This is a genomic window from Actinoplanes regularis (assembly GCF_900188005.1).
GTDB classification, from domain to species: domain Bacteria; phylum Actinomycetota; class Actinomycetes; order Mycobacteriales; family Micromonosporaceae; genus Actinoplanes; species Actinoplanes regularis.
In genome coordinates this window covers 16,295-43,050 of sequence record NZ_FZNR01000034.1, presented here as the reverse complement: position 1 = coordinate 43,050, position 26,756 = coordinate 16,295, and the positions used below count along the sequence as shown (strand labels likewise).

General features: G+C 69.4%; 23 protein-coding genes. 10 read left to right on the top strand and 13 right to left on the bottom strand.

Annotated elements, in window-relative coordinates; translation table 11 throughout:
• Positions 1 to 29: 29 nt before the first annotated feature.
• The 8 genes from CHC09_RS42310 to CHC09_RS42275 form a co-directional block, all read right to left on the bottom strand.
• Complete coding sequence (locus tag CHC09_RS42310; RefSeq protein WP_089298916.1) at positions 30 to 1,550, bottom strand: aspartate aminotransferase family protein; 1,521 nt, start codon at positions 1,548 to 1,550, stop codon at positions 30 to 32.
• Positions 1,547 to 2,407: an alpha/beta fold hydrolase gene (locus CHC09_RS42305; RefSeq protein ID WP_089298915.1), complete on the bottom strand. Its 861-nt coding sequence runs from the start codon at positions 2,405 to 2,407 to the stop codon at positions 1,547 to 1,549. Before CHC09_RS42305 ends, CHC09_RS42310 begins: the two co-directional genes overlap by 4 nt.
• A 4-nt stretch (positions 2,408 to 2,411) precedes the next feature.
• Positions 2,412 to 3,674, bottom strand: coding sequence for an FAD-dependent oxidoreductase (locus tag CHC09_RS42300; protein ID WP_203833417.1), 1,263 nt, complete (start codon positions 3,672 to 3,674; stop codon positions 2,412 to 2,414).
• Positions 3,675 to 3,906: 232 nt separating this feature from the next.
• On the bottom strand, positions 3,907 to 5,883 hold the full coding sequence (locus tag CHC09_RS42295) for an ATP-binding protein (RefSeq protein ID WP_179277524.1): 1,977 nt from the start codon (positions 5,881 to 5,883) through the stop codon (positions 3,907 to 3,909).
• 1,402 nt (positions 5,884 to 7,285) lie between these two features.
• Complete coding sequence (locus tag CHC09_RS42290) at positions 7,286 to 7,498, bottom strand: transposase (protein ID WP_089298912.1); 213 nt, start codon at positions 7,496 to 7,498, stop codon at positions 7,286 to 7,288.
• Between the two features lie 132 nt (positions 7,499 to 7,630).
• On the bottom strand, positions 7,631 to 9,328 hold the full coding sequence (locus CHC09_RS42285; RefSeq protein WP_089298911.1) for a glycerol-3-phosphate dehydrogenase/oxidase: 1,698 nt from the start codon (positions 9,326 to 9,328) through the stop codon (positions 7,631 to 7,633).
• Entirely contained in the window at positions 9,328 to 10,833 is a 1,506-nt protein-coding gene (glpK, locus tag CHC09_RS42280) for a glycerol kinase GlpK (RefSeq protein WP_089298910.1), read from the bottom strand. The genes CHC09_RS42285 and glpK (CHC09_RS42280) overlap by 1 nt, the downstream gene beginning before the upstream one ends.
• Positions 10,826 to 11,662: an MIP/aquaporin family protein gene (locus CHC09_RS42275; RefSeq protein WP_089298909.1), complete on the bottom strand. Its 837-nt coding sequence runs from the start codon at positions 11,660 to 11,662 to the stop codon at positions 10,826 to 10,828. Before CHC09_RS42275 ends, glpK (CHC09_RS42280) begins: the two co-directional genes overlap by 8 nt.
• Positions 11,663 to 11,785: 123 nt before the next feature.
• On the opposite strand from CHC09_RS42275, the gene CHC09_RS42270 reads away from it, so the two are divergent.
• Both CHC09_RS42270 and glpK (CHC09_RS42265) read left to right on the top strand, forming a co-directional pair.
• A complete protein-coding gene (locus tag CHC09_RS42270; protein ID WP_089298908.1) occupies positions 11,786 to 12,541 on the top strand; it encodes an IclR family transcriptional regulator in 756 nt (251 codons plus the stop codon).
• 15 nt (positions 12,542 to 12,556) lie between these two features.
• Entirely contained in the window at positions 12,557 to 14,050 is a 1,494-nt protein-coding gene (gene glpK / locus CHC09_RS42265; protein WP_089298907.1) for a glycerol kinase GlpK, read from the top strand.
• Here the strand turns inward: glpK (CHC09_RS42265) and CHC09_RS42260 are convergent.
• Entirely contained in the window at positions 14,047 to 14,811 is a 765-nt protein-coding gene (locus CHC09_RS42260) for a tetratricopeptide repeat protein (protein ID WP_143232896.1), read from the bottom strand. The genes glpK (CHC09_RS42265) and CHC09_RS42260 overlap by 4 nt on opposite strands.
• An 82-nt stretch (positions 14,812 to 14,893) precedes the next feature.
• Complete coding sequence (locus CHC09_RS42255; protein ID WP_089298905.1) at positions 14,894 to 15,337, bottom strand: VOC family protein; 444 nt, start codon at positions 15,335 to 15,337, stop codon at positions 14,894 to 14,896.
• Positions 15,338 to 15,465: 128 nt separating this feature from the next.
• Here CHC09_RS42255 and CHC09_RS42250 point away from each other — a divergent pair, with 128 nt between their 5' ends.
• Positions 15,466 to 16,368, top strand: coding sequence for a LysR family transcriptional regulator (locus CHC09_RS42250; RefSeq protein ID WP_089298904.1), 903 nt, complete (start codon positions 15,466 to 15,468; stop codon positions 16,366 to 16,368).
• Between the two features lie 12 nt (positions 16,369 to 16,380).
• Here CHC09_RS42250 and CHC09_RS42245 read toward each other — a convergent pair whose 3' ends face one another.
• A complete protein-coding gene (locus CHC09_RS42245; RefSeq protein WP_089298903.1) occupies positions 16,381 to 16,602 on the bottom strand; it encodes a zinc-ribbon domain-containing protein in 222 nt (73 codons plus the stop codon).
• Between the two features lie 73 nt (positions 16,603 to 16,675).
• Here CHC09_RS42245 and CHC09_RS42240 point away from each other — a divergent pair, with 73 nt between their 5' ends.
• On the top strand, positions 16,676 to 17,377 hold the full coding sequence (locus CHC09_RS42240) for a nucleotidyltransferase domain-containing protein (RefSeq protein WP_089298926.1): 702 nt from the start codon (positions 16,676 to 16,678) through the stop codon (positions 17,375 to 17,377).
• A 1,059-nt stretch (positions 17,378 to 18,436) separates the two neighbouring features.
• A complete protein-coding gene (locus CHC09_RS42235; protein ID WP_307833954.1) occupies positions 18,437 to 19,411 on the top strand; it encodes an NADPH-dependent F420 reductase in 975 nt (324 codons plus the stop codon).
• Positions 19,412 to 19,676: 265 nt separating this feature from the next.
• Here CHC09_RS42235 and CHC09_RS42230 read toward each other — a convergent pair whose 3' ends face one another.
• Positions 19,677 to 20,168: a hypothetical protein gene (locus CHC09_RS42230; RefSeq protein WP_143232895.1), complete on the bottom strand. Its 492-nt coding sequence runs from the start codon at positions 20,166 to 20,168 to the stop codon at positions 19,677 to 19,679.
• A gap of 93 nt (positions 20,169 to 20,261) precedes the next feature.
• Between CHC09_RS42230 and CHC09_RS42225 the strand changes: the two genes are divergently transcribed.
• Complete coding sequence (locus CHC09_RS42225; protein WP_089298900.1) at positions 20,262 to 20,861, top strand: lipoprotein; 600 nt, start codon at positions 20,262 to 20,264, stop codon at positions 20,859 to 20,861.
• 37 nt (positions 20,862 to 20,898) lie between these two features.
• On the opposite strand, the gene CHC09_RS42220 is transcribed toward CHC09_RS42225, so the two are convergent.
• Entirely contained in the window at positions 20,899 to 21,912 is a 1,014-nt protein-coding gene (locus CHC09_RS42220) for a lipid II:glycine glycyltransferase FemX (protein ID WP_239138880.1), read from the bottom strand.
• A gap of 184 nt (positions 21,913 to 22,096) precedes the next feature.
• Between CHC09_RS42220 and CHC09_RS42215 the strand changes: the two genes are divergently transcribed.
• The 4 genes from CHC09_RS42215 to CHC09_RS42200 are packed head-to-tail and all read left to right on the top strand — an operon-like array spanning position 22,097 to position 26,753.
• A complete protein-coding gene (locus tag CHC09_RS42215; protein WP_089298898.1) occupies positions 22,097 to 22,867 on the top strand; it encodes a polysaccharide deacetylase family protein in 771 nt (256 codons plus the stop codon).
• Positions 22,860 to 24,002, top strand: coding sequence for an aminotransferase class I/II-fold pyridoxal phosphate-dependent enzyme (locus tag CHC09_RS42210; protein ID WP_089298897.1), 1,143 nt, complete (start codon positions 22,860 to 22,862; stop codon positions 24,000 to 24,002). The genes CHC09_RS42215 and CHC09_RS42210 overlap by 8 nt, the downstream gene beginning before the upstream one ends.
• 6 nt (positions 24,003 to 24,008) lie before the next feature.
• The gene (locus CHC09_RS42205; protein WP_089298896.1) at positions 24,009 to 25,244 is read left to right on the top strand and encodes a glycosyltransferase family 4 protein; all 1,236 of its coding nucleotides are present in this window, start codon (positions 24,009 to 24,011) and stop codon (positions 25,242 to 25,244) included.
• 12 nt (positions 25,245 to 25,256) lie between these two features.
• Entirely contained in the window at positions 25,257 to 26,753 is a 1,497-nt protein-coding gene (locus CHC09_RS42200; protein WP_089298895.1) for a tyrosine-protein kinase domain-containing protein, read from the top strand.
• Positions 26,754 to 26,756 lie beyond the last annotated feature (3 nt).

Below are 26,756 nucleotides of genomic sequence, written 5' to 3'. Positions count from 1 at the left end.
GGTGGTGTCGAACATGCCGCTCACGGAGTTCAGGCGACCGGCGCCAGCCGCTGCCCGTCGGTGTCCCGGATCTGCCCGCACAGGTCACGCAGGCCCTCGGCGAGCTTCGCGATGTCGGCGGTGCTGATGTTCGCGGAGGGTTCGAAACGCAGGGTGTAGACCGCGCTCGAGGTCGGGAACGTGCGGATGCTGTGCTCGCGCAGCAGGAAGCCGGAGAGGTAGTAACCGAAGAATCCGGAACCGTGCAGCTCCCGCAGGATGGCCGACCGGGCTTCGCCCTGTTCGAGGAATTCGAGCCCGATCATCAGGCCGCGCCCTCGCACGTCCTTGATGACCTCCGGGAACTCCTTCATCAGGTCCTGCAGAACGTTGCGCAGCTCCGCCCCGCGCGACTCGGCGGTGCGGTAGATCTCGCCGTCGCCCGCCTCGAGCGTGTCCAGCACCTTCGCGGCGATCAGGCACGAGAAGCTGTCCTTGGCGAACGTCGAGCTGTGCATCATCTCGAAGTTGCTCTGGTAGCGCGAGGCCCGCACCAGCATCACCGCCGCCTTGGCGATCCCTCCGCCCAGGCTCTTGGCCAGGGCGTAGTAGTCACCCCGCAGGCCGAGGTGAGTACTGGCCAGGAACGCGCCGGTCCGTCCCATCCCGCTCTGGATCTCGTCCACCACGACCGGGATCTCCAGCTCGGCGGCGACCCGCTGGATGTCGCGGACGAACGTCGCGGGCATCTCGTGGATGCCGCCCTCGCCCAGGATCGGCTCCAGCACCACGGCGCAGAACCCCGGGAAGGGCCGCTGCACGACCTTGACCTGGCCGCCGTCGATCGCCACGTCGTGCAGCCATCGGCGCTCGGATTCCACGACGGCGTCCAGGGCACCGGGCTCGTCGACCGGCACGAACCGCGCCTGCGCGGCGAGCGCCGAGAAGACCACCCGATAGACCGGGTTGTAGGTGAGCTGCGTGCTGCCGGCGAGCTTGCCGTGGAACGATCCCACCGGGGTCAGGAACAGGGGCGTACGGCCGGCCAGTGCCTCGTTGTGCGCGGTCACGTCCGCGATCAGCGCGTTCGCCTCGGCCGCGGCGACGGTGCCGTCCGTGACGGCCGCCCGCACCGCCTCGATGTTCGCACCGATCTCGGCGCGCAACCCCTCGAGCCGGACGTAGCGCTCGAACTCCGCGTGCTTCATCGCGGCTTCGATCGCCTCGGCACCGCTGTTGGCGAAGATCGCGAAGTACGACTCGTCGGAGCCGGTCTCCCGCTTGATGATCGTGTTCAGCTTCGCCGCGACCTCGTTGGCGTACGGATGGCGGGAGAACTGCGCGTGGATCGGCGTCTGCCCGGCGAGCAGTTCCCGCGCGTAGCTGATGATCTCCGGGTTGCTGTGGCCGAGCATCGTCGATCCGTAGCCGCCGACGAAGTCCAGCACCGGGACCTCGTCGTCGCCTTTCCGGTAGTAGAGCGTGTCGCCGTCGCCCCGGACGTACTCGACGTCCAGACCGGCGGTGGCCAGCACGCCGCGAAGGTACGGTTCCGCGAGTTCCTCGGTCATAGCGCGTCTCCCTGCTCCGCGGCGAGCCGCACGATCTCCTCGGCGACCGCCCGCGGTGCTTGCTGTGGCTGCCAGTGCGACGTCTCGGGCAGCGTGATCAGGCGGTACGGGCCGGTCACGTACTCCACGGTCTTCTCCACCGAGAGCTTGCTGACCGCGGTGTCGGAGGGGCTCCAGACGAACGTGGTCGGCACCGACACGGCGCCGAATTCGAACGGCTCGCCGAGCAGGTTGTTCGCCCGGTACCAGTTGAGCGCCGCGTCCAGGACGCCGGGTTGCGAGTGCTTGTGGACGTACCGCTCCACCTGCTCGTGCGTGAGGACGCCCTCGCCCGCCTGCGCGAACCAGGCCCACAGCTGCGCCGCGTCGTCGGCCAGGAACGCCTGGGCCGAGCCACTGGACATGAGCATCTCGACGTACTGGGAGCCGTGCTGCTGCTCCTCGTCGACGCGGAAGGCGTGCTGGTACGCGTCCAGGTGCGGGATCGCCAGTGCGACGAGGCTGCGCACCCGGTCCTTGTGCCGGGCGCCCAGGTACCAGGCGACTGCCGCGCCCCAGTCGTGCCCCACGACGTGCGCGGACTCGATGCCGAGCGCGTCCAGGACGCCGAGCGCGTCGCCCGCCAGCAGCGGCAGCGCGTAGTCGGCGACGTTCGCCGGCCGCGCGCCGTCGGAGTACCCGCGCTGGTCGGGAGCGATCGTGCGCAGGCCGGCGTCGTGCAGGATCGGCGCGACGTCCACCCAGGACTGGCGGCTGTGCGGGAAACCGTGCAGGAGCAGGACGGGGGCGCCGTCCGCCGGGCCGTCGACGTCCACGTCGAAGGTGAGGCCGCCGAGAGGGATTCGGTGAAGGGTCATCGTCTCAGCCCCCCAGGATCTTCGCTTCGAGGTGCGGCTCGTGCAGCACGGTGTAGTGGTCGGCGAGACCGATCACGCGCTGGAAGGCGCGGGAGACCTCGGCGTCGCGGGCGGCGGCGTCCTGGGTCTTCGAGATGAACTCGTGCGTCTCGATGATCTCCGGGGTCCGCTCCCCCTCCACGCCGGGGAAGTTGAGGTCCGAACTGACGGCCATGTCCCAGCACCCGTCGATCGCATCCGTCGCAAGATCCTTGAAGAAGGCGAGCGGATCGACTGGGCCACCACCGGCGACGTGCTTGCGCAGCACGATGGAGTCCAGCGCGGACACCGTCATGCCCTGCGCGTAACTGGGGTTGAAGCTGGCCACCGCGTCACCGATCACCAGGAATCCGGTCGGGAAGTCGGGCATCAGCTCGTAGTGCCGGCGCTGGTTGGTGGGGAACTTGTACGCGACCGGATCGTTGATCGGCTCCGCGGTCTGCAGGATCTCGTAGATGTCGGGGGCGGCGAGGGACTTGATGAAGTCCAGGTAACCCACCGGATCGGTGGGCGGGTGATCGCCCAGAATGCCGTAGGCCGTCACGATGGCCCGGCCACCGTCGATCTTCTGGCAGATGCATCCGCGCGGAACGCTGGGAGAGGCGACCGTGTTGACCGAGATGTTGCCCTCGAACGCCTCGTCCGGGATGCGGTAGTACCGGGTGGCGTAGCCCATCCCGATCTTGTGCTTCTCCTCCTGGACCCGCCCGTAGCCGAGGTCCTCGCGCCACACCGGAGCGCGTGACCCGCGGCCGGAGGCGTCGACGACGAGATCCGCGGGCAGCAGGGTCTCGTGCTTGCCCTCCGGGAAGACCCAGACGCCGCCGACCCGCTTGCCGTCCTCGCTGACCTCGAGCCGGCTGATGTCGGTCAGCTCGGACAGCACGACATTCGGCAGCGCCAGGACGCGGTCGCGGATGTGCGACTCGAAGAACGGACGCGACGCGGTCAGGCAGACCAGCCCGGATTCCGTCTGCACCAGCCGTTTGCCGTTGATGATCCACCGCACGTCGTTGGACGCGTCACCGACCGCCGAGCCGTCCGCGACCATCTGGTCGGTGATACCGGGGAAATGCTCCTCGGTGATCTGCTGGCCCCGCGAGAGCAGGCCGTGCAGATGGTGCCCCTGCGGCAGACCACGCCGCAGCAGATTCGGGCCGGTCAGGTGGTCCCGGTCGACAAGTGTGACCTTGTCGAATTGATCGGCCAGCACACGGGTCGCGAACAATCCCGCTATTCCTCCGCCAAGCACAACAGCGCTTGTAGCCCTACGGCTGCTCATCGCATCTCTCCTCAGCGCACAGGGAGCCTTTTCCAACCTGTCTCCGGACCGTTGACCGGCGTCGGCGCAGCAGGCCGTGGCCAGGTTGAAAAGGTTCAGTTTCTGCTCGTCACAGATTCCGCGACGCTTCGGTCGGATGCCGCGGTTCTGCCAGACGAAAGTAACGACAGGCGTATAATCAGCCGGTCATTGCGCGGAAACTGCGGCGGTTAAGCGCGGGGTCATCGCTGGGTAATTTGCCGTGGAGCAACTCCAGTAACTGGTCCAGCGCGGCGTCCGACAGCGGGTCCAGCGTGATCGTGGTGCAGTGCGGGCTGCCCCCGCTCCAATCGGGTCTTCGTCGCAGGAGCTCGGGACGGGCCGCTCCGACGACGAGCAGTGGGACGTTCCCGGAGAAGCAGGCGAGCGTCTCGAAGAAGTCGAGGAGCGGATCCGGCATCCGGTGCAGGTCGTCGACGATCATGATCAACGGCCGCTCCAGCGGGGTGTCGGCGAGGAACTCCTTCCAGAGCCGCTGCATCCGCCCCGCCTCGTCCTGCTTCCGGCTCGCCTCGTCGAAGAGTTCCCGGAGCCGGGCCGAGACCTTCTCCCGCCGCGGCGCGGAGCCGGACGCGCCCTGCACGACGAGCCCGCCGGCCGGGCTGCGGCTCACCAGGTACTCCATGATCTGCGGCCGGCTCGCAATCCGGCGCTCGAACTCCATCAGGAACCGCGACTTACCGATCCTCGGCTCCCCCAGGACGGTGACGAAGTGCGGCCGCTGCCGGTATCCGGTCCGGTCCAGCAGACCGTTCAGCAGCGCGAGCTCGCTCTCGCGGTCCACCAGCGGCACGGCGTGGCTGGACAGGAGCTCCTCGGCCATGCCGTTGACCAGCCAGCCCATCGCGTCGTCCGACCTGCGGCGGAAGGTGAAGTTCGACTCGGACTCCCGGCGGGTGTCGGAGCAGACGAGCAGTTCGCCCTCGGCCGCCGCCGTGAGCAGATCCTGGCACTTGTCCACCGCGGAGCCGCGGACCGTCAGCCAGCCGTTCGTCTCCGGATCGCTGCGGACCAAGGCCTTTCCCGTCGCCACCGCGATCTGGGTCATCAGGTTGCCGGCGTCCAGCTGCCGCCGGATCTCCAGACCGGCCCGCACCGCGCGGGCCGGACCGTCCCCCTCCTCGCCCACCTCGAAGACCGCCATCGACATCGAGCCGAGCGAGACCGTCGGTACGCCGTCGAAGGAGCGCACGGTCTTGTGGATCAGCCCGCTGGTCTCGTCCAGGAGCGCGTCGATCTGGTCGGCCGCGGCCTCGGAATCCGTCTGCCCGCGCACCAGCAGCACGCTCACCGTGTTCCGCACGGCAGTGCCCTGCTGTATCGGTGGCCGGGCCGGCGGCGGGGCCTCGGGAACGACCGGCGCGCCCGCCAGCACGGGGTCGTGGTTCAGGATGGCCTGCTGGAGGAGACGCAGGTCCCGGCCCGGGTCCAGTCCGAGCTCGTCCACCAGTGCGGTACGCATCCGGGCGTAGACGTCGAGCGCCTCGACGTGCCGGCCGTTGCGGTACAGCGCGAGCATCAGCTGCCGGCACGCCCGCTCCCGGAGCGGCTGACTCTCCACCATGGTCTCGAGCTCGCGCAGGATCTCGTCCTGCCGGCCGCACGCCATCGCGGCTTCGAAGTAGTCCTCCATGACATCGAGCCGGGCGTTCTCCACGGTCGCCAGCTCGGGCCAGGCGATCCCGATCTCCACCAGGTCGCCGAGCACCGGCCCGCGCCACATGTCCAGGGCCTGACGCAGCGTGGCGACCGCGCGTTCCGGACGGCCCTGGCTCAGGTCGGCGCGTCCGTCCTTGACCAGCCGGTAGAAGACGAAGAGGTCGACCTCCTCCGGGTCGACCACCAGCAGGTAGCCGGGTGGCTGGGTGATGAGCATCGCCTCCCCCGCGGTCCGGTCGTTGCGTGCGAGAGCGTTGCGCAGACCGCAGACCGCGTTCTGGAGGATCTTCCGCGCTGACGCCGGCGCGTCGTCGTTCGGCCACAGGGCGTCGAGCAGCTTGCTCGTGGCCACCACCTTGTTGGCACAGAGCAGGAACAGGCCGAGCGCCGCACGCTGTTTGGTGCCACCCAACGGGATGACCTGGTCCCCGTCCTGGACTTCCAGCGGCCCCAACATACGAAATCGCATCTATTCCCCCGAAGTAACCGATCCGACCTGTGCCCAATAGACCGTTCGGCCCGATGAACTCACAGCGATCCATTGAGTTGTCAAGTAGATCCCGTCCCTATTGCTCGAGCGGCTCGGCCACCGACCCGAGGGACCACATCCACCTGCCAGGAGCGTCCGGAATCCCCATTACGCCCGCGTCTCCGCGCGAAGCGCGGAAACTTCGACAGCGTCGACAACGAGCACGGGGGCCACGGCGGCTCTGCTCCATAAAAATTGGATCAGCTCTATTTATCGGCAGATTCGGATCCCTCGACTCCCCCGAACTGGACGCAACAATTTCTATCAGAGGGCTTCGATATGAGCAACGGTGTTCGCTATGAAAGAAAACACAATACAAATTCGCAAAAATGGACAAATACCTTGAGATTCAGCTGGTCAGACGACTTCCGGACTACAAGGAACACCTTCCCGTGGAGCCGGCCGGAAACCGCGGCACGACCCCTCGTACAGCAATCGTTTGTCGGCTATTTGTCGCCACCATTTCGAACCTCGCCCACCACGCCGGCTCCCGCGGCGTCATTTTCGGGTACGGATCCACGACGGAGCGCCAGAAAACGCCAGAACCGTGTATACCAGACCCACACAACGCCCAGCCGGCGAGCACGCGGAACGCGATTCGCAAATCACCAGCCGGTGATTTATGACCGCAAATGCCCATTCTCTGCGAATGGATCCGTGGCTGATCATCGGCAAGGTAGGCCGACGCGCCCAGCGATTGCCGAGGTCGCCTTACCCCTGCCGACACTCCCGCGAAAGCGTGCCGGTCTCAACGCCGAGCACCGACGCCTGCCACGGCGTCAGCGACACAGCCGGCTCACAGCCAACTCACAGCTCAGGAGCAGTCTGGCAAATGGTACATGGGCGGCACTTTATCCCGTGCCAACATCATTCCCCCCCAGGAACAAAGTGGCACCGCACGCCCACCTGAACGATGCCGCGGCAAGCATATCGTCCGATGCGGATGTCGAGAAGCGGGCGCCGACAAGTTAACCATCTGTTCGAGAGTTTCAAACAAAATGAACGAACCTCACTCCCGATGGTGTCGGAAAATGATTAGCGCTAATCATGCTGGCGAGAGTGCCTCCGATACGCTGCTGAGCAGGGAATTCTCGATTCGGTCGCCGCTGGTGATCCAGGAGGTCACTGACCGAAGCGAGCTGATTCTGATCCGGAAGGTGCAGGTACAGAGGTTGAAGGACTGACGTTCGGTTGTCATGGCAGTTCGGGCTCGAGGGTCATGCCGGTGTTGGCGAAGAACCCGGCGAGGAGATCGGTCTGTTGCTGGCAGGCGCGTAGTCGTTGTCTGACCAGGTCGGCGAGTGGTCGACGCCGTGGGTGGCGATGTTGGTCAGGCCGCGTTCATCCAGCGCCAGACGCCTTCGGCGGGATTGAGGCCGGGAGCGTAGGACGGTAGCCGGATCACGGCGAGCCAGGACCGGGCGGCGATCAGGGCGTGCATGCGGCGGCTGACGTGGGTGTTGAGGTTGTCCCAGATCAGCACGATCGGAGCCTGCAGCCGTTGGTGGGTCAGCCTTGCAACCTTTGTAACGTCCGTTGTCATGAGCCCGCCCGACCGGGATCGCCGGGGGCGCGTGGTGGCCGGGAGCGGGCAGCCACCTCGCGCGAGGACGACACGGGGCTCGGCCGCGGGGCCTGGGAACGGGACACGTAGGTCGTACCCGGAAATGGGTTTTCAGGAGATCCGCAAGGGAACGACCTCCGGCGCCCCGAGGCGGGCCGCGTCGGCGGTCTCGTCGTCCTGTTGTTCCTGGGAGGCCCGCTCCGCCTCGACGCGGAGCCGGTAGTTCTCCACCTCGCTGTCCCGCTGCGACGGGGTCCAGCCCAGCACGCGGGCCATCAGCTCGGCGACCTCCGGTGCGCAGACCGTGCCGCGGTCGAACGTCTCGATCGAGATCCGGGTACGCCGGGTGAGGACGTCGACGAGGTGCCGGGCGCCCTCCGCGCCGGCCGCGTAGACGACCTCGGCGCGGAGGTAGTCGTCCGCGCCCTCCAGCGGCCGCCCGAGCGACGGATCGTCCGCGATCAGGTCCAGCAGCTCGGTGATCAGCGAGCCGTAACGGCCGAGCAGGTGCTCGACCCGGGCGACGTGCAGGCCGGACTCCGCGGCGATCAGGCCGCGCCGGTTCCACAGTGCCGGAAAGCCGTCCGCGCCGATCAGCGGCACCCGGTCGGTGCAGCAGCGGGCCACCGACCGGTTCAGGTTGAAGACGCAGGCGTCCACCGCGTCCTTGGCCATCACCCGGTACGTCGTGTACTTGCCGCCGGCGACCACGACCAGTCCCGGGACCGGGCTGCCGACCATGTGCTCGCGGGACAGCTTGGACGTGGACTCCGACTCACCGGAGAGCAGCGGCCGCAGCCCGGCGTAGACGCCCTGCACGTCGGCCCGCTCCAGCGGCCGGGAGAGCACCTTGTTGACCTCTCCGAGCAGGTAGTCGATGTCCTTGGCGGACGCCGCCGGGTGCGCCTTGTCCAGTGCCCAGTCGGTGTCGGTGGTGCCCACGATCCAGTGCCGGCCCCACGGGATCACGAAGAGCACACTGGTCGCGGTCCGCAGGATCAGCCCGGTCGATGATTGCACCCGGTCCCGGGGTACGACCAGGTGGATGCCCTTGGAGGCGCGGACGTGGAACTGCCCGCGCTCGCCGACCAGGGACTGGGTGTCGTCGGTCCACACCCCGGTCGCGTTGATCACCTGCTGGGCGCGGATCTCGAACGTCCGGTCGTGCTCCAGGTCATGGGCACGGACTCCGGTGACCCGCTCGCCCTCGCGCAGGAATCCGGTCACCTCGACCCGGTTGGCGACGTGGGCGCCGTACGCCGTCGCGGTCCGCGCCAGGAACATGGTGTGCCGCGCGTCGTCGAGCTGCGCGTCGTAGTACTGCAACGCCCCGACCAGCGCTTCCTTGCGCAACGCCGGGCAGGCGCGCAGCGCGCCGCGGCGGGTCAGGTGCCGGTGCCGCGGCAGCGCCCCGGACCACGCCATCGTGTCGTAGAGGGTGACGCCGGCGCCGGCGTAGACGCGCTCCCAGCCCCGGTGTTTGAGCGGGTAGAGGAACCGCACCGGGCGGGCCAGGTGCGGGGCCAGCCGGGAGAGGATCAGGCCCCGCTCCCGCAGCGCCTCCCGGACCAGTCCGAAGTCGAGCATCTCCAGGTAACGCAGGCCGCCGTGGATCAGCTTGCTGGACCGGCTGGACGTGCCCGAGGCGAAGTCGCGCGCCTCGACCAGGCCCACGGAGAGACCCCGCGTGACCGCGTCGAGGGCGCAACCCGCCCCGACCACTCCCCCACCGATCACCAGCACGTCGACCTCGGCCCCCGCCAGGGCGGTCAGCGCGGCGTCCCGGGTTTCAGGTGAGAGAGCCGGCATCAGTCCACGTCCACCCAGTCGAGGGTCCGCTGCACCGCCTTCTTCCAGCGGCCGTAGCCCTGTTCCCGCTGCTCGGACGACCAGTTCGGCTGCCAGCGCTGCGACTCGTTCCAGTTCTCCCGCAGCTCGTCGGTGTTCTTCCAGTAGCCGACCGCGAGCCCGGCCGCGTACGCCGCGCCGAGCGCCGTGGTCTCGGCGACCACCGGCCGGCTCACCGGTACGCCGAGCACGTCCGCCTGGATCTGCATGCACAGGTTGTTGACGGTGATGCCGCCGTCGACCTTGAGCACGTCGAGGGTGACGCCGGAGTCCTGGGCCATGGCGTCGACCACGTCCCGGGTCTGGTAGCAGATCGACTCGAGGGTGGCCCGGGCGATGTGCGCGTCGGTGTTGAACCGGGACAGTCCGACGATCGCTCCGCGGGCGTCGGAGCGCCAGTACGGCGCGAACAGCCCGGAGAACGCCGGCACGAAGTAGACACCGCCGTTGTCCGGCACCTGCGCGGCCAGGGACTCGCTCTCGTCGGCCGATTTGATCAGGTGCAGCTGGTCGCGCAGCCACTGCACGGCGGAGCCGGTGACCGCGATCGAACCCTCCAGGGCGTAGACCGGGGCGGCGTCGCCGAACTTGTAACAGACCGTGGTGAGCAGGCCGTTCTCCGAGCGCACCAGGTTCGTACCGGTGTTCAGCAGCATGAAGTTGCCGGTGCCGTAGGTGTTCTTGGCCTCGCCCGGGTTGAAGCAGACCTGCCCGACCGTGGCGGCCTGCTGGTCGCCGAGGTCACCGGTGAGCGGCACGTCCCCGCCGAGCGGCCCGTCGACGTGCGCGACGCCGTAGCCGTTCGGGTCGGACGAGGGCCGGATCTCGGGCAGCATCTGCCGCGGGATGTTGAAGAACGACAGCAGCTCGTCGTCCCAGTCGAGGGTCTCCAGGTTCATCAGCATGGTCCGGCTCGCGTTTGTCACATCGGTCACGTGGTTTCCACGGGTGATGTTCCACAGCAGCCAGCTGTCCGTGTTGCCGAAGAGCGCGTCGCCGCGCTCGGCGGCCTCGCGGACCCCGTCGACGTTCTCCAGGATCCACTGGATCTTGCCGCCGGAGAAGTAGGTGGCCGGCGGCAGACCCGCCTTGCGCCGGATCACGTCGCCCCGGCCGTCCCGGTCCAGCGCGGCGGCGATCCGGTCGGTGCGGGTGTCCTGCCAGACGATCGCGTTGTAGTAGGGGCGCCCGGTCCGCCGGTCCCACACCACCGAGGTCTCCCGCTGGTTGGTGACGCCGACCGCGGCCAGGTCGCTCGCCGAAAGGTTCGCCTTCTGCATCGCGGTACGCACCACCGCGACGGTGCGCTCCCAGATCTCGATCGGGTTGTGCTCGACCCAGCCCGCCTGTGGCAGGATCTGCTCGTGTTCGAGCTGGTGGCGGGCCACCTCGTTACCGCCGTGGTCGAAGATCATGAAACGGGTGCTGGTCGTGCCCTGGTCCACGGCTCCGACGAAGTCAGCCACGGGTCGCCTCCACACTCTCAGGTGCCGCCGGAACCTCGCCCACCTCTTGGGGCTGGTCGGTCGGCAGGAATCGTCCGATCAGATACTGGTACAGACCGGCGCCCAGAACACCCCCGACGATCGGGCCCACGATCGGTATCCAGAAGTAGAGATAGCCGGTCTGATCGCGGAACGCCGTCTCGTACCCGGTGAAGAAGCTCGCCAGGCGCGGTCCGAAGTCACGGGCCGGGTTGATCGCGTACCCGGCGTCGGTACCCCACGCCATGCCGATCGCGACGACCAGCAGGCCGACGACGAACGGCCCGAGATTCGCGGCGGGAGCGGTGTTCGCCACGTCGGTCAGCGCGAGGATCACGAAGAGCAGGATCGCCGTGCCGATGATCTGGTCACGGAACGCACCCCACTCACCGACCGGCAGGCTGCCGTTGCCGGGCAGCGTGGAGAAGACGCCCTGGGTCTTGATGGTCAGCCCCGGGTCCACGGCGTTGAGGACCTCGGTGTAGTTCCAGCGCACCAGCAGCGCGGCGACGAACGCGCCGAGGAACTGGGCCAGTGAATAGGGCAGCACCTTGCGCCAGGAGAAGCCCTTGAAGACGGCGAGCGCGATGGTCACCGCCGGGTTGAGATGGGCGCCGCTGATCCGTGCCGCCACGTAGACGCCGAGTGTGACGCCCAGGCCCCAGGCCCACGCGATGCTGTCGTGGTCCCCGATGCCGCCGGCGACGACCTGCGCCACCACTCCGCAGCCGAACAGGATGAGGATCATCGTGCCGGCGAACTCCGCCGCGAGCTCACCGACCAGTCCAGGAATTTTGAGTCGTGCGGCCATGCTCCCTCCTTCGTCCGATTCCCGGACGGTATGAACGTCGATGGCTTCGGACAACGAGCAGTGGTCGACATTGTCGAACATCAATTACGACGGGTCGTCACACGACCGCATAGAGTGCGAAACATGCCGGGAACAGTGCAGTCCATCGAGCGAGCGGCCGCGATCCTGCGGATGCTCGCCGGCGGGCCCGGCCGGCTAGGGCTCAGCGAGATCTCCCGGTCACTGGAGCTGGCCAAGGGCACCACCCACGGCATCCTGCGCACCTTGCAGGGGGTCGGCTTCGTCGAGCAGGACCGGGTCTCCGGGCAGTACCAGCTCGGGGCGTCCCTGCTGCACCTGGGGACGAGCTATCTGGACACCAACGAGCTGCGGTCCCGCTCGATCAACTGGGCGGATCCGCTGGCCGTGCGCAGCGGCGAGGCGGTCCGGATCGGCACCGTCCTGGACGGACAGGTGCTGATCGTGCACCACGTCTTCCGGCCGGACGACACGTTCCAGACGCTGGACGTGGGCGCGCTGCTGCCGTTGCACGCGACGGCGCTGGGAAAGGTGCTGATCGCGTATCGGACCGGTCTCACCACGACGGAGTTGGCGGCGTACACCCGGAAGACCCTGATCAAGCCACGCGAGCTGGCGATGGCTCTGGAACACGTCCGGGAGTGCGGCTGGGCGGCGGACGTCGAGGAGCTGACGCCCGGGCAGGCGGCGATCGCCGCGCCGATCCGCGGTTACGGCGGACTCGTCATCGGCGCGATCGGCGTCTCCGGACCGGTCGAACGGATCTGCGACAGCCGGTACGCACCACGCCCGCGCCTGGTCACCAGTGTGCGGGACGCGGCCCGGGCGATCTCGCGGGAAATGGGAGCCGCCCGGCGATAACAAAGGGGATGGATCATGTCCGAGCGCTACGTGGTCGCGATCGACCAGGGCACCACATCGACCCGGTGCATCGTCTTCGACCGGCGCGGGCAGCTGGTCTCCCTGGCCCAGCAGGAGCACAAGCAGTACTTCCCGAAGCCGGGCTGGGTGGAGCACGACGCCATGGAGATCTGGCGCAACGTGGAACGTCTCGCCCCGCGAGCCCTGCGCCAGGCCGGAATCGCCCTCGACCAGGTGGCCGCGGTCGGCATCGCCAATCAGCGGGAGACCACGGTGATGTGGGACCGGCGGACCGGCCTCCCGGTCGGGCGGGCGATCATCTGGCAGGACACCCGGACCGACTCGCTGGTTCACGAACTCTCCGCACAACCCCGCGCCGCGCGGATCACCGACATCTCCGGGCTCCCGCTCGCGACGTACTTCTCCGGACCGCGCCTGCGCTGGATGCTGGACCACACGCCCGGCCTGCGGGCCCGCGCGGAACGCGGCGAGGTGCTCTGCGGAACCATGGAGACCTGGCTGATCTGGAACCTGACCCGTGGCGCCCACGTCACCGACGTGACCAACGCCAGCCGCACCATGCTGCTCGACGTGCACACCCTGGACTGGTCCGACGACGCCCTCGACTTCTTCGGGATACCCCGCGCGATGCTGCCGGAGGTCCGGGCGTCGATCGGCGCCTTCGGCACCGCTTGCGAAGCATTTCCGGGGGTACGGATCGGAGCCGCCCTCGGCGATCAGCAAGCCGCCCTCTTCGGCCAGACCTGCTTCACCCCCGGCGAGGCCAAGTGCACCTACGGTACGGGCAGCTTCCTGCTGCTCAACACCGGAGCCGAACTGGTCCGGCCGGAGTACGGGCTGCTCAGCACGGTCGCATACCAGGTGGCCGGCGCACCCGCCTGCTATGCCCTGGAAGGGTCGATCGCGATCACCGGCTCCCTCGTCCAATGGTTCCGCGACCAGTTGGAGCTGATCTCCTGCGCCCCGGAGATCGAGACGCTGGCCCGCACGGTCGCGGACAACGGCGGCTGCTACATCGTGCCGGCGTTCTCCGGGCTGTACGCCCCGCACTGGCGCTCCGAGGCACGGGGCGTGATCGTGGGGCTGACGTCGTACATCACCAAGGGGCATCTGGCCCGCGCGGTCCTCGAGGCGTCCGCCTGGCAGACGCGCGAGGTGGTCGACGCGATGAACGCGAACTCCGGCCTCACCCTCAAGACCCTCAAGGTGGACGGCGGGATGACCGCGGACAACCTGCTCATGCAGATGATCGCCGACGTGCTGGACGTGCCGGTGGTCCGGCCCCTGGCGGTGGAGACGGTCTCCCTGGGGGCCGCATACGCGGCCGGTCTCGCCGTCGGATACTGGCCGGACCTGGACGGATTGCGCGGCAACTGGCACATCGCCGGCCAGTGGATGCCGGCCATGGACCCACGGTTGCGGGAGACCGAGTACGCCAACTGGCAGCGCGCGGTGCAACGCACCTTCGACTGGATCCAGCCGGGTTAGCCGGCACCGGGTCCAGCTGGGTCAGCCAGCCGGGTGAGCAGGTTGCGGGTGCTGACGGTGGACGGGTCGGCCGGGCCGAGGGCACGCTCCATGTCGTCGGCGATGCCGGCGAGCTCCGCCAGGCCGTCCCGCTCCCCGGCCTGGAACCGCAGGATCGCCAGTGAACTGCGGGAGATCAGCGTGGCGGAGTGGTCCGCGCCCAGCACCCGGGTGGTGTCGACGATCAGCGCCTCGTACGCCGAGCGGGCCTGCGCGATGTCCCCGCTCTCCTCGAGCCAGTCCGCGAGCTGGTAGCGCGCCGTGAGCGTCTCCTCGTGGTCCGGGCCGAGGACCCGCTGCCGGTCGGCGACCAGCTCGGCCATGGCGGCGACCCGGTCGGGCAGGTCACCCCGGTCGCCGCGGATCCTCAGCTCGAACGTGCGGGCGCTGAGGGTGACGGGGTGGTCCGGGCCGAGGACCCGGTTCAGGTCCGGGAGAAGGTCGTCGAGCTCGGCGAGCGCGGCGTCGGTCCGGTGCTGCGCCAGCAGCGCCAGCGCCCGGCCCAGGCGGGCCTGCAGGGCGGCCGGGTCGGAACTTCGCTTCGCCGTCGACTCCCGCCACGCCGTCCAGAGCAGGAAGACCTCGCCCAGCGCCGCGGCGGGGAGGTACCACCACAGCTGGTCCACTGGCATGATGCCCGCGCCCAGGGCCATCGCCACGAGCCCGGCCAGCGGCCAGCCCCACGGCTTCTTCCGTCCATCGTCCCGAGTTGACGGCGTCATCGAACCCCTCATTCGCTCCGCGGAACAACCGACATCGCGCGTGGACGATGCCGTTCGGTGGTATCCCGCTCCGGTACCGCGATCAAGACGATCGTGACACCGGCCCGCCAGCCGGCGACTCGGTGTCGGCCGGATACCAGCGGAGCTCGACGGTGTTCTCGTCCGGGTCCTGGACGTAGAGCGAGACGCCGTCGCCACGGGCGCCGAACCGGCCCACCGGCCCCTCGAGGACGGTGAACACGCCGGCCGCGATGACCTCCGGCCAGTCCAGCGGGTCGACCACCAGGCAGATGTGGTCGACGTTGGAGCCGCGGGGAGGACGTCGAACCAGGTCGATGATGGTGTCGGGGCTGATCCGGACGGAAGGGAAGCCGACCCGCCCGGCTCGCCACTGGTCGACCCGTACCGGCTCGAGACCGAGCACCCCGCAGTAGAAGGACAGCGACCGCTCGACGTCCTCGACATTGAGGACGACATGGTCGAGCGCCTTGACCCGGACGACGCTTCCGGTGCCTGTCGTGTTCATGAGGATTCCCTTCGGAGACGGGCCGGTCGCGGCCCGGTGACCTCCTGAACGATTCCGGACTGCGCGGCGCCGACCAAGCCGAGATCCGCATACGATCGTTGACTCAGATTCAACGAAGGGCGTACGACATGCTCGAGCGGCACGAGGTCGAGACGTTCCTGACCCTCGCCGAGGAACTTCACTTCGGTCGTACCGCCGAACGGCTACGGGTCACCACGGGCCGGATCAGCCACGTCGTCAGGAAACTCGAGCGGCGGGTCGGCGCTCCACTGTTCGAACGGACCAGCCGGCGTGTCCGCATCACACCCATCGGCCGGCAACTCGCCGACGACCTGGCCCCGCTCGTCGAACAGATGGACGCGGCCGTGCGGCGGGCCGTCGACGCCGGACGGGGCATGACCGGCCGGCTGCGGGTCGCGTTCCTCGGTGAGTACGTGGCGCCGGTGCTCCTGAAAGCGGTCGCCCTGTTCACCGCCCGCCACCCGGACTGTGAGGTCGAGGTGCACGAGGTGCAGCTCTACAACTCACGGGCCAGCCTGCTGGACGGCTCGATCGACGTCCTCGTCGCCTCCTACCCCTTCGACGGCATGGCCCGCGGGCCCGCCCTGATGACGGAGCGGCGCATGCTGGCCGTGGCCGCCGCGCACCCGCTCGCCGGAAGCGAATCGGTGTCGCTGGAAGTGCTCGCCGACCACCCCGTCATCCAGTACCCGGAGGTCACTTCCGCGGAGTTCAAGCGCGACCGCACACCCGGACACACCCCGTCCGGCCGGCCGGTCCCCAAGGGCCCGCACGGCCGCACGTTCTCCGAGATGCTGACGCTCGTCGCGCTGGGCCGGGGCGTCCTGCCCGTCGGCGAACAGACCCGGCGGTACCACCCTCGCCCCGACATCGCCTACGTGCCGATCCACGACGCGCCGCCGATCGAGCGGGGACCGGTCTGGCCGGCGGCGAACACGACCGCCCGGATCCAGGAGTTCGTCCGGGCCGCGACCGACGCCAGCACCGCCCGGTCGGAGCCGACCGGGTGATCTCGGGACGTTCTATGCGAGGACCGGCCGGTGCTCGCGCACACCCATGCAGTGCGCACAGCGCAGCAGATACTTTCGCGGCTTGACCGGGAACAAGGGGATGAAGAACAGGGTGAACCTGGTGGTTCGGGCGAACCTGGTCTGCGGGGCGTTCCAACCGCAGATCTCGCAGGTCAGCACTCGACTGTCGACCGGTTCGTCACGGGTCCGCAGACCGAAGAGCAGGAAGAACATGCCCCCAGCGTGACACCGGCACACCAACTGGCGGGACACCCGGGCAGAGCGACGGCGCACTACCGTGCTCGGCATGGTGATGCGGCTGCCGGTGGTGGAGGAGTTCGGAAAGCGGCTGGCAGACTCCGGCTGGGTGACCGATCTGCTGGTCGCGGGCTCGCTGGCGACCGGCGACTACATCCCGGGCGTGAGCGACCTCGATCTCGTCGCCGTCGTTCCCGCCCCGGTGGATCCCGCGTGGATCGCCGCGGCCCACGACGGGTTTGATCCGGCGCTCAATCTGGGCTGTGTCTACGTCACCGCCGGCCGCGTCGAGGACCTCGGCGCGCGTCATCCGACCTGGACACACGGTCGCCTGGTGCAGCGGATCCTGTCCGGCATCACCCGGGCTGAACTGCTCCGGCACGGCTATCCGGTCTTCGGCCGCTCGCCCGCGGAACTGCTGCCGCCGATGAGCGACGACGACATCCGCCGGGCCGCTCGCAACGAGCTGACCGGCTACTGGGCCTGGGCGGCCCGGCGTCCCTGGATCTTCCGCGATCCTGTGCTCGCCGACCTCGCCCTGACCTCGATGGCCCGTGGCCGGCATGCGCTCGCCCACGGCAGCCTGCTCACCAAGTCACTGGCCGTCGAGGCCGCTGCCGCCCCACCGTGGCTGATCACCCAGCTGCGTGCCCGCCGCCAGGGCCGGGCGGTCCCGTCCCCGCGCCTTCGCACGGCCTGGCTGGCCTGGCGCGACACCGTACGTACGGTAAGCGCCGCAGGCCGATCCTGAACCACCCCACAACGCCGACGCCCCCAGCCCGCCCCGGCCGATGCTCGTTGATCTAAGTTGATCTTGGGTGCAATGGCGGGTGGGGCCACGGCCCCTCGGGGGTTGCTCGCCGCCGGATGGGTAGGCGGCCGGGGCCGGCCGTCATGCAGTGTGGCCAGCGGCGCCACTCGCGGACGGCGGATGGCTGGAACTGACCGCCATGCGGTGCGGCCGGCAGGCACCACCACTCGCGGACGGCAGGTGACTGGAACTGACCGCCATGCGGCGCGGCCGGCAGGCACCACCACTCGCGGACGACAGGCGACTGGAACTGACCGCCACGCGGCGCAGCCGGCAGGCACCGCCACTCACGGACGACAGGCGACTGGAACTGACCGCCACGCGGCGCAGCCGGCAGGCACCACCACTCACGGACGACAGGCGACTGGAACTGACCGCCACGCGGCGCGGCCGGCAGGCACCACCACTCACGGACGACAGGTGGGCGGGGTCGTCCTGAGATGCGGGCGGGTGGGCCGCTGCGACGTCCATCCGGGGGCTGCGGGGCGCGGTTGCGTGCGCAAGTTTCCGCGTTCGTGGTGGCGGTGGCTCGTATCGGAAGCCTGGCTGGTCGGCATGGTCATATAGACACTGCTGTTACAACGCTGCGGCCCAGCCGAGGTGGCTCGACTGGGTCTGGCGGTTGCATCCCGGGCCGCGACAGAACCATCAGCACCAACTGGACCGCGAGTTTCCGCAATCCCCGTCGTACCCCCAGGCAAGCAAACGCGCCCACCCCGAACCGCAGGCGGCGGCCGGGAGAGTGACCAAAGGCGGACGATGGCTGGTGAACACCAGCACCCACCCGCAAACCGCAGGCGACGGCCGACACAGCAACCAAAGCGGACAGTAGCTGGCGAGCACCAGCGCCCAACCGCAAACCGCAGGCGACGGCCGACACAGCGACCAAAGCGGACAATGGCCAGCTAACACCAGCCTCCATCCGCTAGCCGCAGGCAACGGCCGGGACGGTGGCCCAAAGCGGACGGCAGCTGGCGAGCGCCAGCAGCGGCGCCGCGGATGCGCATGAGACAACACTCAAGATCAACTTCTGCTAGTGATACTACGGCGGCTGGTTTCGATGGCCGCATCGACAGGTCGGACAGGACCATGCAGCCCGGCCGGACTTCGACGGCTGGCTCCGGTGGCCGCATCGACAGGTCGGGCTGGACCCTGCGGCCCAGCCGGGCTTTGGCGACTCGGTGCGGTGGTGGTGTCGGCAGGGCGGGGTCCGGGTGGCTGGTGGTGACCACGGCGCTTCGGTGTGCTGCCGGTCACGACTCGCGGCGGGGAGGAATCGGGAGGCGGATCGGTGGGTTCGCGGTTGGTATGACGACGATCGGACTCATCGGCAGTGGGAACATCGGCGGCACCGTCGCACGGCTGGCCGTGGCCGCCGGATACGACGTGGTGCTGAGCAACTCGCGCGGGCCCGAGACCCTGCGTGACCTCGTCGGCGAACTGGGCCCGAAGGCCCGCGCCGCAACCGCCGCCGAGGCGGCCGCGGCCGGTGACATCGTGGTGGTCACCGTGCCGCTGAAGGCTTACGACAACGTTCCGGCCGAGCCGCTCGCGGGCAAGGTCGTGATCGACACGAACAACTACTACCCGGAGCGGGACGGCCGGATCGAGGCCCTGGACAACGCCGAGACCACCACCGGTGAGCTGCTGCAGCGGCACCTCACGGGAGCCAAGGTCATCAAGGGCTTCAACAACATCTGGTTCGAGCACCTGGCCACGCTGGGCCGCCCGGCCGGGTCGCCGGATCGCTCCGCGCTGCCGGTCGCGGGAGACGACGCGGCGGCGAAGCTGGTGGTCACCGAGTTCCTCGACCGGATCGGGTACGACACGGTGGACATCGGCCCGCTCGCCGAGAACTGGCGGACGCAGCGGGACACCCCGGTCTACGTCGGCGTCTACGGCCCCTACGGCGCGGCCGGAACGGGTGCGAGCGCCGACGATGTCCGCAAAGCGGTCGGGGAAGCCAAGCGCTGAAACTCGCGCCCGAACGGCGGAAACCCGCGACCGGCAAGACGGTCACGGAAGCCAAGCACTGAAACCCGCGCCCGAACGGCGGAAACCCGCGACCGGCAAGACGGTCACGGAAGCCAAGCACTGAAACCCGCGCCCGAACGACGGGAACCCGCGACCGGCAAAGCAATCACGGAAGCCGAGCGCTGAAACCCGCGGCTGGAACCCGGGACTGAAACGGCGAGAACCCGTGACCGGCGAGCGGTCACGGGTTCCCGACGGCGACGTATCAGTTGATGAACTTGACGCCCACGGCCTTGCAGGCGGCCTCGAGGTCGTTGCCGGCCTTCTCGTAGGCCGGGTCCTCCATGGCGGTGATCGGGTCGGCGGCCGCGGCGATCTTGGTCGAGTCCGCGGCCATCTGCAGCGCCGCCACGCCGGCCTTGCTGGTGCTGTCCGCGGGGGTCACGGCGAGCACCGCGGTGTTGAACGCGCCGAGCAGCTTCTTCACGTCCGCCACCGGGGGAAGCTCGCCGTTGGCCTTCGCCATGGCGGCGATCAGGTCGGCCTTCATGGCCTCACCGGCCTTGTTGACCCCCTCACAGATCTCCTTGTCCGAGGCGCCGGACGCGGCGGCTGCAGCGGTGGTGGCGGCCGGAGCGGAGGCGGCGGCGGTGGCCGGGGTCGCCGCGCCGGCGTCGCTCTTCTTGTCGTCGGAGCAGGCGGCGAGGCTGAGCATGGCGGCGGTGAAAAGGACAGCGGAGGTAACTCGGGTACGCATCACGGCGCGGACGGTAATCGATACGGAGAACAAGATCAAACGGGAATACTTCACATCGAAACGGCTGGGCCGGAACTCTATACTCCCGTCCCTGTGAAGACCCTGTGCCGCACCACCGCCCTCGCCGCCCTCGCCGCTCTCGCCCTGACCGGCTGCGGCAGTGAGGGTGAGAAGACCTCGACCGAAGCCGTGACGACGGCCGCGGCCACCCCGGCGGGCCCCCGGGTCGGCGCCGCCGGCAGCGGCTGCGAACTGCCGGTCAGCTTCAGCCTCGCCGCCGACTGGAAGCCGAAGAAGGTCACCGTCACAGACGAGGAGCTGCTCGCCGCGCTGACCAAGAAGGGCCCGTTCACGATGGCCTGCGAGGTCGACGCCAAGCCGGCCGGCAACCTCGGCTTCATCCGGATCTGGACCGGCGAGCAGGCCGAGCTGCGCCCGAGCCTGGAGGCGTTCATCGGCGCCGACGCCCAGCAGGCGAAGTTCACCGAGCTGCAGGTCGGCGGGAAGCCCGCGCTGGAGGTCGAATACCAGTTCAAGAGCCAGCTCGACGGCTCCCTGGAGCAGGAGCGCGCGTTCGTCCTCGACTCCGGCAAGGGCCTGGTCGCGGTCACGCTCGACAGCGTCGACAGCGACGAGCACAAGGAGATGCTGCCGGCGTACGAGCTGGCGCGAACCTCCCTCACCGTCAACTGAGTGAGGTGCCCGGCCCACCGGGCCGGGCACCCCTTGATCATGTGCCCACCGCGGTCGCCGGGTCCTTGAACCGGGTCAGGCGGGCGGCGGTGCGCTGCTTGAGCGCGTACGCCTGCTTCGCGGTGTCACGCAGCTTGGCGACCAGCGGTGACCGGGACTGCCGGGCCCACGGCACGGCGACCTCGGTGGTGCCGTACTTCGCCTTGTACGCGTTGCCGCCGACGAAATCGAATTCGGTCACCCCGCGTGCCCGGGCCGACCGCAGCGCGTGCCAGATCAACGCCTCGTTGGGCCGCAGGTGTTGATGTTCGCGGTAACTGGCGCCGCCCCAGAAGTACATCGTCCGGTGGTACCAGGGCAGCACCGCCGTGGCGATGCACCGGCCGTCGGCGTCCCGGGCGCGCAACAGGCTGATCCGGCCCACCGGCGCAAGGTGTCGGATCAACGACTTCACCCGTTCCACGGAATACGTCGGAACCAGATCCTGTTTTGCGAAAACGTCGCGTAACTGGTCGTAGAATTCGTCGGCGAATGCGGGATCGGCATCCGCCTCTTCGATGGTCACCCCCGACTTGGCGGCCTTCCGGATATTACGACGGCAGGCGCTGGTCATCGCTCCGAAGAGCGCGTCCTCGTCCGGGTTCAGATCGATCACCGCGGTCGGCGCTGCGTCCCAGCGCAACCCCAGGCCGGCCAGGTCGGCCTCGGTGGCACCGCGGTCGCGCACCTCGAGGTGGGCACAGCCGAGGTCGTCGAACGCGAACCGGGTCAGCGCCTGCACAGCGTTCCGCCGGGAGACCCCGGGGAGCAGGTTGAAGCCCAGGTAGGACGTGGTCCAGCCGGCCATCGGGCTGCCCAGGATGCGCAGTCCGTAGCGCCGGGTGAGCAGGCCGGTGAAGTGTCCGACCGTGACTCCGTCGTCGCTGACCGTGGCCAGCACCGGCTCGGCGCGCTGACACTCGGCCACGAAAGCAAGCCACTCCGGAGTGTGGAAGATGAGGCGGTCCCGGTAGGTGGCGCGGTCGGCGTGGAGGGCTGGAGCCGGCTCCACCCGCTGTAGTCGAAGCATCCGTTCGCCCCCGATCGAATTAGGCGTCGAACGCGGATGATGCCCCGCCGTCCGGTCATTCCGCAAGACCTGATCGGGCCATTCGAGAATTGACATGAATTCTTTTCGTGTTCAGGGTGACAATTGCTACTGCCGCACGCCACTATCCATTTGCCAAGGTAATGGCATGGAGCCGCCGACGGCGATCAAGCGACGTCTCAACGAACTGGGCCTGCGCAGCCGCCTCCGAGCCCGGCCACGCGCACAGGGCCGGGTGCTGGCCCCGGCCGGGCTGCTCCGCCGCCTGCCCAGCGCGCCCGGCCTGTACTTCCCGTTCTACCACGACGTCCTGCCGGAGTACGCCGGCGATCTGCGCCGTCACCTGCGCACCCTGCGCCGGCTCGGCCCGATGATCAGCTGGGACGACGCCCTGGCGGTGCTCGCCGGTCAGCGGCCACTGACCGGCCCGATGTTCTGCCTCTCCTTCGACGACGGCCACCCGAGCTGGCGCGAGGTGGTCGCCCCGATCCTGCGCGAGCTGGCCACGCCCGCCACCTTCTTCCTCACCACCGGCCTGGTCGGCCGGCCCGGGAACCTGACCTGGGCGGACTGCAGGGAGATCCGGGACGCCGGATTCAGCTTCGGCTCACACACCAGCACCCATCACCGGCTGGCCGATCAGACCGACGCCGAGGTACGGCGCGAGCTGACGGACTCCAAGAAGGAGATCGAGGACGAGCTCGGGGTCGAGGTGCTGGACTTCGCCGCGCCGTACGGCTATCCCAATGTCGACTTCACCGAGCGCGAGGTGCTCGCGGCCCAGCAGGCCGGCTACCGCAGCTTCGCCACCACCCTGCGCCCGGCCATGCACGCCGGCGACTCACCGATGTGGATCTGCCGGCAGGGCTTGCACCCGGCGTGGCCGATCATGGCGGTGCGGACCCGGGTCCATGACTGAGCCACGGATCTACCTCTCCCCGCCGGACGTCACCGACGTCGAACGCAAGCTGCTGCTGGAGGCGTTCGACTCGAACTGGGTGGCGCCGGTCGGCCCGGACCTGGACGCCTTCGAGGCCCGGTGTGCCGAGCTGGTCGGTGTCCGGCACGCGGTGGCGCTGAGCAGCGGGACCGCGGCGCTGCACCTGGCCCTGATCGCGGCCGGGGTGCGGCGCGGCGACACCGTACTGGCCCCCTCGTTCACGTTCGCGGCGACCGCGAACGCGGTGATGTACCTGGGCGCCCGCCCGGTCTTCCTGGACAGCACGCCGAAGAGCTGGAACGTCGACCCGGAGATCCTCGCCGACGAGTTGCGCGGCCGGGCCGTCCGCGGTCAGCTGCCCCGCGCGGTGATCACGGTGGACATGTACGGCCAGTGCGCCGACTACGGCCCGATCCTGGACGCCTGCGACCGGTACGGCGTACCCCTGATCGAGGACGCCGCCGAGGCGCTGGGCGCGACCTACCGGGGCCGGCCGGCCGGCTCGTTCGGGCTGGCCGGGGTGCTCTCCTTCAACGGCAACAAGATCGTCACCACCGGCGGTGGCGGAATGCTGGTCACCGACGACGACTCGGTCGCCAAGCAGGTGCGGCACCTGTCCACCCAGGCCCGCGAGCCGGTGGCGCACTACGAGCACCGCACGGTCGGCTACAACTACCGGCTCAGCAACCTGCTCGCCGCCGTCGGCCGGGGCCAGTTGCAGCGGCTGCCGCGGATGATCGAGGCGCGGAAGGCCACCTTCGACCACTACCGGGCGGCGCTCGGCGACCTTCCGGGGGTCGGCTTCCTGCCGGTCGCCGATTACGGCGTACCCAATTGGTGGTTGACCTGCCTGCTGATCGATGCCGATAAGTTCGGGGCCACCCGTGACCAGATCCTGGCCGGGCTGCAGCGGGCGGACATCGAGGGGCGGCCGACCTGGAAGCCGATGCACCTGCAACCGGCGTACCAGGACTGCGTGATGCGCGGCGGCACGGTCAGCGCCGGCCTGTTCCACCGCGGGTTGTGCCTGCCCAGCGGTTCAGCCCTCACCGGGCACGACCGGGAACGTGTCGTGGCCGCCGTCCGCTCGGTTGCCGCCGGGCAGAAAGGGTGACGGCGGATGCGCGTCGTCTACATCCACCAGTACTACTGCAACCCGGGGATGGCAGGGGGGATCCGTTCGTACGAACAGGCCCGGCGCCTGGTCGCCCGTGGGCACACCGTCGACGTGATCACCACCGACATCACCCCCGGGGAGCGTGACATCGGCTGGAAGGTCACCCACGAGGACGGGGTGAACGTCCACTGGTTCCGCGTCCCCTACAACAACCACATGTCCTATGCACGGCGGCTGCGCGCTTTCGCCGAGTTCATGGTGCTCGCCACGGCGCGAGCGTCCCGGCTCAGCGCGGACCTGGTCTTCGCCACCAGCACGCCGCTCACCGTCGCGGTGCCCGGTGTACTCGCCGCAAGGCTGCGCCGGGTGCCGTTCGTATTCGAGGTCCGCGACCTGTGGCCGGAGGTGCCGATCGAGATGGGCGCGCTGCGCAACCCGGTGGCCCGTGGCCTGGCCGGCGCGCTGGCGAACTTCGCCTATCGCAACGCCTCCGAGGTGATCGCGCTCTCGCCCGGCATGGCCGCCGGGGTCACCAAGCGCCGGCCCGGCACCCCGGTCACCGTGGTGCCGAACGCCGCCGATCTGGACCTCTTCGCCGTCGACCCGGCCCGGATCAAGCGGTTCCGGGCGGAGCACCGGTGGCTGGGCGACCGGCCGCTGATCGTCTACACCGGAGCCCTGGGCGCGGTGAACGGCGTCGACTACCTGGTGCGAGCGGCCGCCCGGATGCGCGAGCTGGACCCGGACGTCCAGGTGCTGATCGTCGGGCACGGCAAGGAGTGGGAGAGCACCGGGCGGCTCGCCGCCGAACTGGGGCTGCTCGACGTGAGCGTACGCATGTGGGAGAAGGTCCCCAAGTCCGAGCTGCCGGTGATCCTCGGCGCCGCGACCATGTCGACCAGCATGGTCCGGCCGATCCGCGGGCTCTGGGACAACTCGGCGAACAAGTTCTTCGACGCCCTCGCCGCCGCCCGGCCGATCGCCATCAACTACGGCGGCTGGCAGGCCGACCTGCTCACCGGGACCGGGGCGGGACTGGTGCTCGACCCGCACGACCCGGACGCCGCCGGCGACGTCCTGGCCACCCATGCCCGGGACGAGGACTGGCTGGTCAAGGCCCGCGCCGCCGCGCACCGGCTGGCCGTCGAAGAGTTCTCCCGGGACCTGCTCTTCGAGCGCTTCGAGGCCGTGCTCGACAGGTCGGCCGGCCGCCGGACCGTGAAGTCCGAGCGGTCCTGAGACGGGAGATCCATGGAACTGCGCGCATACGTTCGGGCCTGCCGTCGGCGGTGGCTGTGGCTGCTGATCCCGGTGCTGGTGGCCGCCGGGATCGGAGCGGGCCTGACGCTCACCGCGAAGCCCGCCTACAAGTCGTCGATGATCCTGTTCGTCTCGGCGGGCACCGGCGACCCGGACGCCGAGGCACGCCGGCTCAACTCGTACATCGCCCTGCTCACCGGGCCTCGGGTGGCCCAGGGCGTGGTCACCAAGCTGGGTCCGGAGCAGGTCACCGCCGAGCAGGTGCGCAAGAGCCTTTCCGCGCAGGTCAGCGAGGGCACCGATCTGCTGGAGATCTCGGCGACCGACGCGTCCGCCGCGCGGAGCCGGGCGATCGTCACCACCGCCGCGTCGGTGCTGGTCAACCTCGCCAAGCAGATCACCCCGGCGAGCCCGGACGGCGGTCCGGTCCCGTCCATCTCGATCCTGCAGGACGCCGAGACCACCAGGGAGCCCGGCAACCTGGCCCGTAACGTCGGCTTCGCCGCGGTCCTCGGCCTGCTGATCGGCGCGATCGCGGTGGCGATCCGGGAGGCCGTCGGCCGGACCGTCGCCGAGGAGGACGACCTGCGCCGGCTCGGCCTGGGCACGGTCGGGGTGATCTCGCTGGACGGCCGCAACGGCCGGGGCGAGCATCCGGACCAGGCGCTCGCCGAGGCGTTCCGGCGGCTGCGCAGCCTGCTGCCGGGGGTGACCGACGGCCGGCGCGGCAGCCCGCGCGGACGGGCACTGCTGCTGGCCGGTCCGGGGCGTAAGGAGGGGACCACCGCGGTCAGTTGTGGACTGGCGATCGCGCTGGCCGAGACCGGGGCGCGGGTGGTGCTGGTCGACGCGAACCTGCGTACCCCCGGGGTGGGCCGCTATCTCTCGCTGGACCCGGTCCCGGGGCTGGCCGAGGTGCTCTCCGGCACCGCGCAGGTCCCGGACGTGCTGTGCGAGTCGCTGAACGGGCGGCTCACCGTGCTGCCGGCCGGCGAGCAGGTGCCGGATCCGGGTGGGCTGCTCGCCTCGCCCCGGCTGCCGGCCACCGTCCGTACGCTCACCGAACGCTTCGACGTGGTGCTGGTGGACGCGCCGCCGCTGAACGGGCCGGCCGACGCCGCGGTGCTCGGCAAGGTCACCGACAGCGCGCTGCTGGTGGTACGCGCCAACCGGACCCGTACAGCGGACGTCGAACGCTCGATGGAGCTCCTCGAGAAGATCGGCGCCAAGCTGGCCGGCGCGGTCCTCAACGCCCTGCCGCGCAAGCTTCCCACCGGGCAGGCCTGGGCGGCCGCCACCGAGGTCTCCTCACCCGAGCTGCTGATCCCGCTGGACGAGCCGGAAGATCCGGCCCCGGTCAGCACCCCGCCGGTGCCCCAGTCGCCGAACGGAGTCGTCCGGGGCCGGGCCCGGGTGGTGAAGGCCGCGCTGGCCGCTGCCGACGAGAAGGAGCTTGAAAAGCCGGAGGGGCCGAAGGAAGGTGAATGAGCT

Coding starts and splice junctions, on each gene's coding strand:
- CHC09_RS42255 (WP_089298905.1), bottom strand. CDS start 15,337: ATGAACACGACAGGCACCGGAAGCGTCGTCCGGGTCAAGGCGCTCGAC.
- CHC09_RS42305 (WP_089298915.1), bottom strand. CDS start 2,407: ATGACCCTTCACCGAATCCCTCTCGGCGGCCTCACCTTCGACGTGGAC.
- CHC09_RS42245 (WP_089298903.1), bottom strand. CDS start 16,602: ATGTTCTTCCTGCTCTTCGGTCTGCGGACCCGTGACGAACCGGTCGAC.
- CHC09_RS42250 (WP_089298904.1), top strand. CDS start 15,466: ATGCTCGAGCGGCACGAGGTCGAGACGTTCCTGACCCTCGCCGAGGAA.
- glpK (WP_089298907.1), top strand. CDS start 12,557: ATGTCCGAGCGCTACGTGGTCGCGATCGACCAGGGCACCACATCGACC.
- CHC09_RS42210 (WP_089298897.1), top strand. CDS start 22,860: ATGACTGAGCCACGGATCTACCTCTCCCCGCCGGACGTCACCGACGTC.
- CHC09_RS42285 (WP_089298911.1), bottom strand. CDS start 9,328: ATGCCGGCTCTCTCACCTGAAACCCGGGACGCCGCGCTGACCGCCCTG.
- CHC09_RS42205 (WP_089298896.1), top strand. CDS start 24,009: ATGCGCGTCGTCTACATCCACCAGTACTACTGCAACCCGGGGATGGCA.
- CHC09_RS42310 (WP_089298916.1), bottom strand. CDS start 1,550: ATGACCGAGGAACTCGCGGAACCGTACCTTCGCGGCGTGCTGGCCACC.
- CHC09_RS42295 (WP_179277524.1), bottom strand. CDS start 5,883: ATGTTGGGGCCGCTGGAAGTCCAGGACGGGGACCAGGTCATCCCGTTG.
- CHC09_RS42260 (WP_143232896.1), bottom strand. CDS start 14,811: ATGACGCCGTCAACTCGGGACGATGGACGGAAGAAGCCGTGGGGCTGG.
- CHC09_RS42215 (WP_089298898.1), top strand. CDS start 22,097: ATGGAGCCGCCGACGGCGATCAAGCGACGTCTCAACGAACTGGGCCTG.
- CHC09_RS42275 (WP_089298909.1), bottom strand. CDS start 11,662: ATGGCCGCACGACTCAAAATTCCTGGACTGGTCGGTGAGCTCGCGGCG.
- CHC09_RS42290 (WP_089298912.1), bottom strand. CDS start 7,498: ATGACAACGGACGTTACAAAGGTTGCAAGGCTGACCCACCAACGGCTG.
- CHC09_RS42240 (WP_089298926.1), top strand. CDS start 16,676: ATGGTGATGCGGCTGCCGGTGGTGGAGGAGTTCGGAAAGCGGCTGGCA.
- CHC09_RS42200 (WP_089298895.1), top strand. CDS start 25,257: ATGGAACTGCGCGCATACGTTCGGGCCTGCCGTCGGCGGTGGCTGTGG.
- CHC09_RS42270 (WP_089298908.1), top strand. CDS start 11,786: ATGCCGGGAACAGTGCAGTCCATCGAGCGAGCGGCCGCGATCCTGCGG.
- CHC09_RS42230 (WP_143232895.1), bottom strand. CDS start 20,168: ATGCGTACCCGAGTTACCTCCGCTGTCCTTTTCACCGCCGCCATGCTC.
- CHC09_RS42235 (WP_307833954.1), top strand. CDS start 18,437: ATGCGCATGAGACAACACTCAAGATCAACTTCTGCTAGTGATACTACG.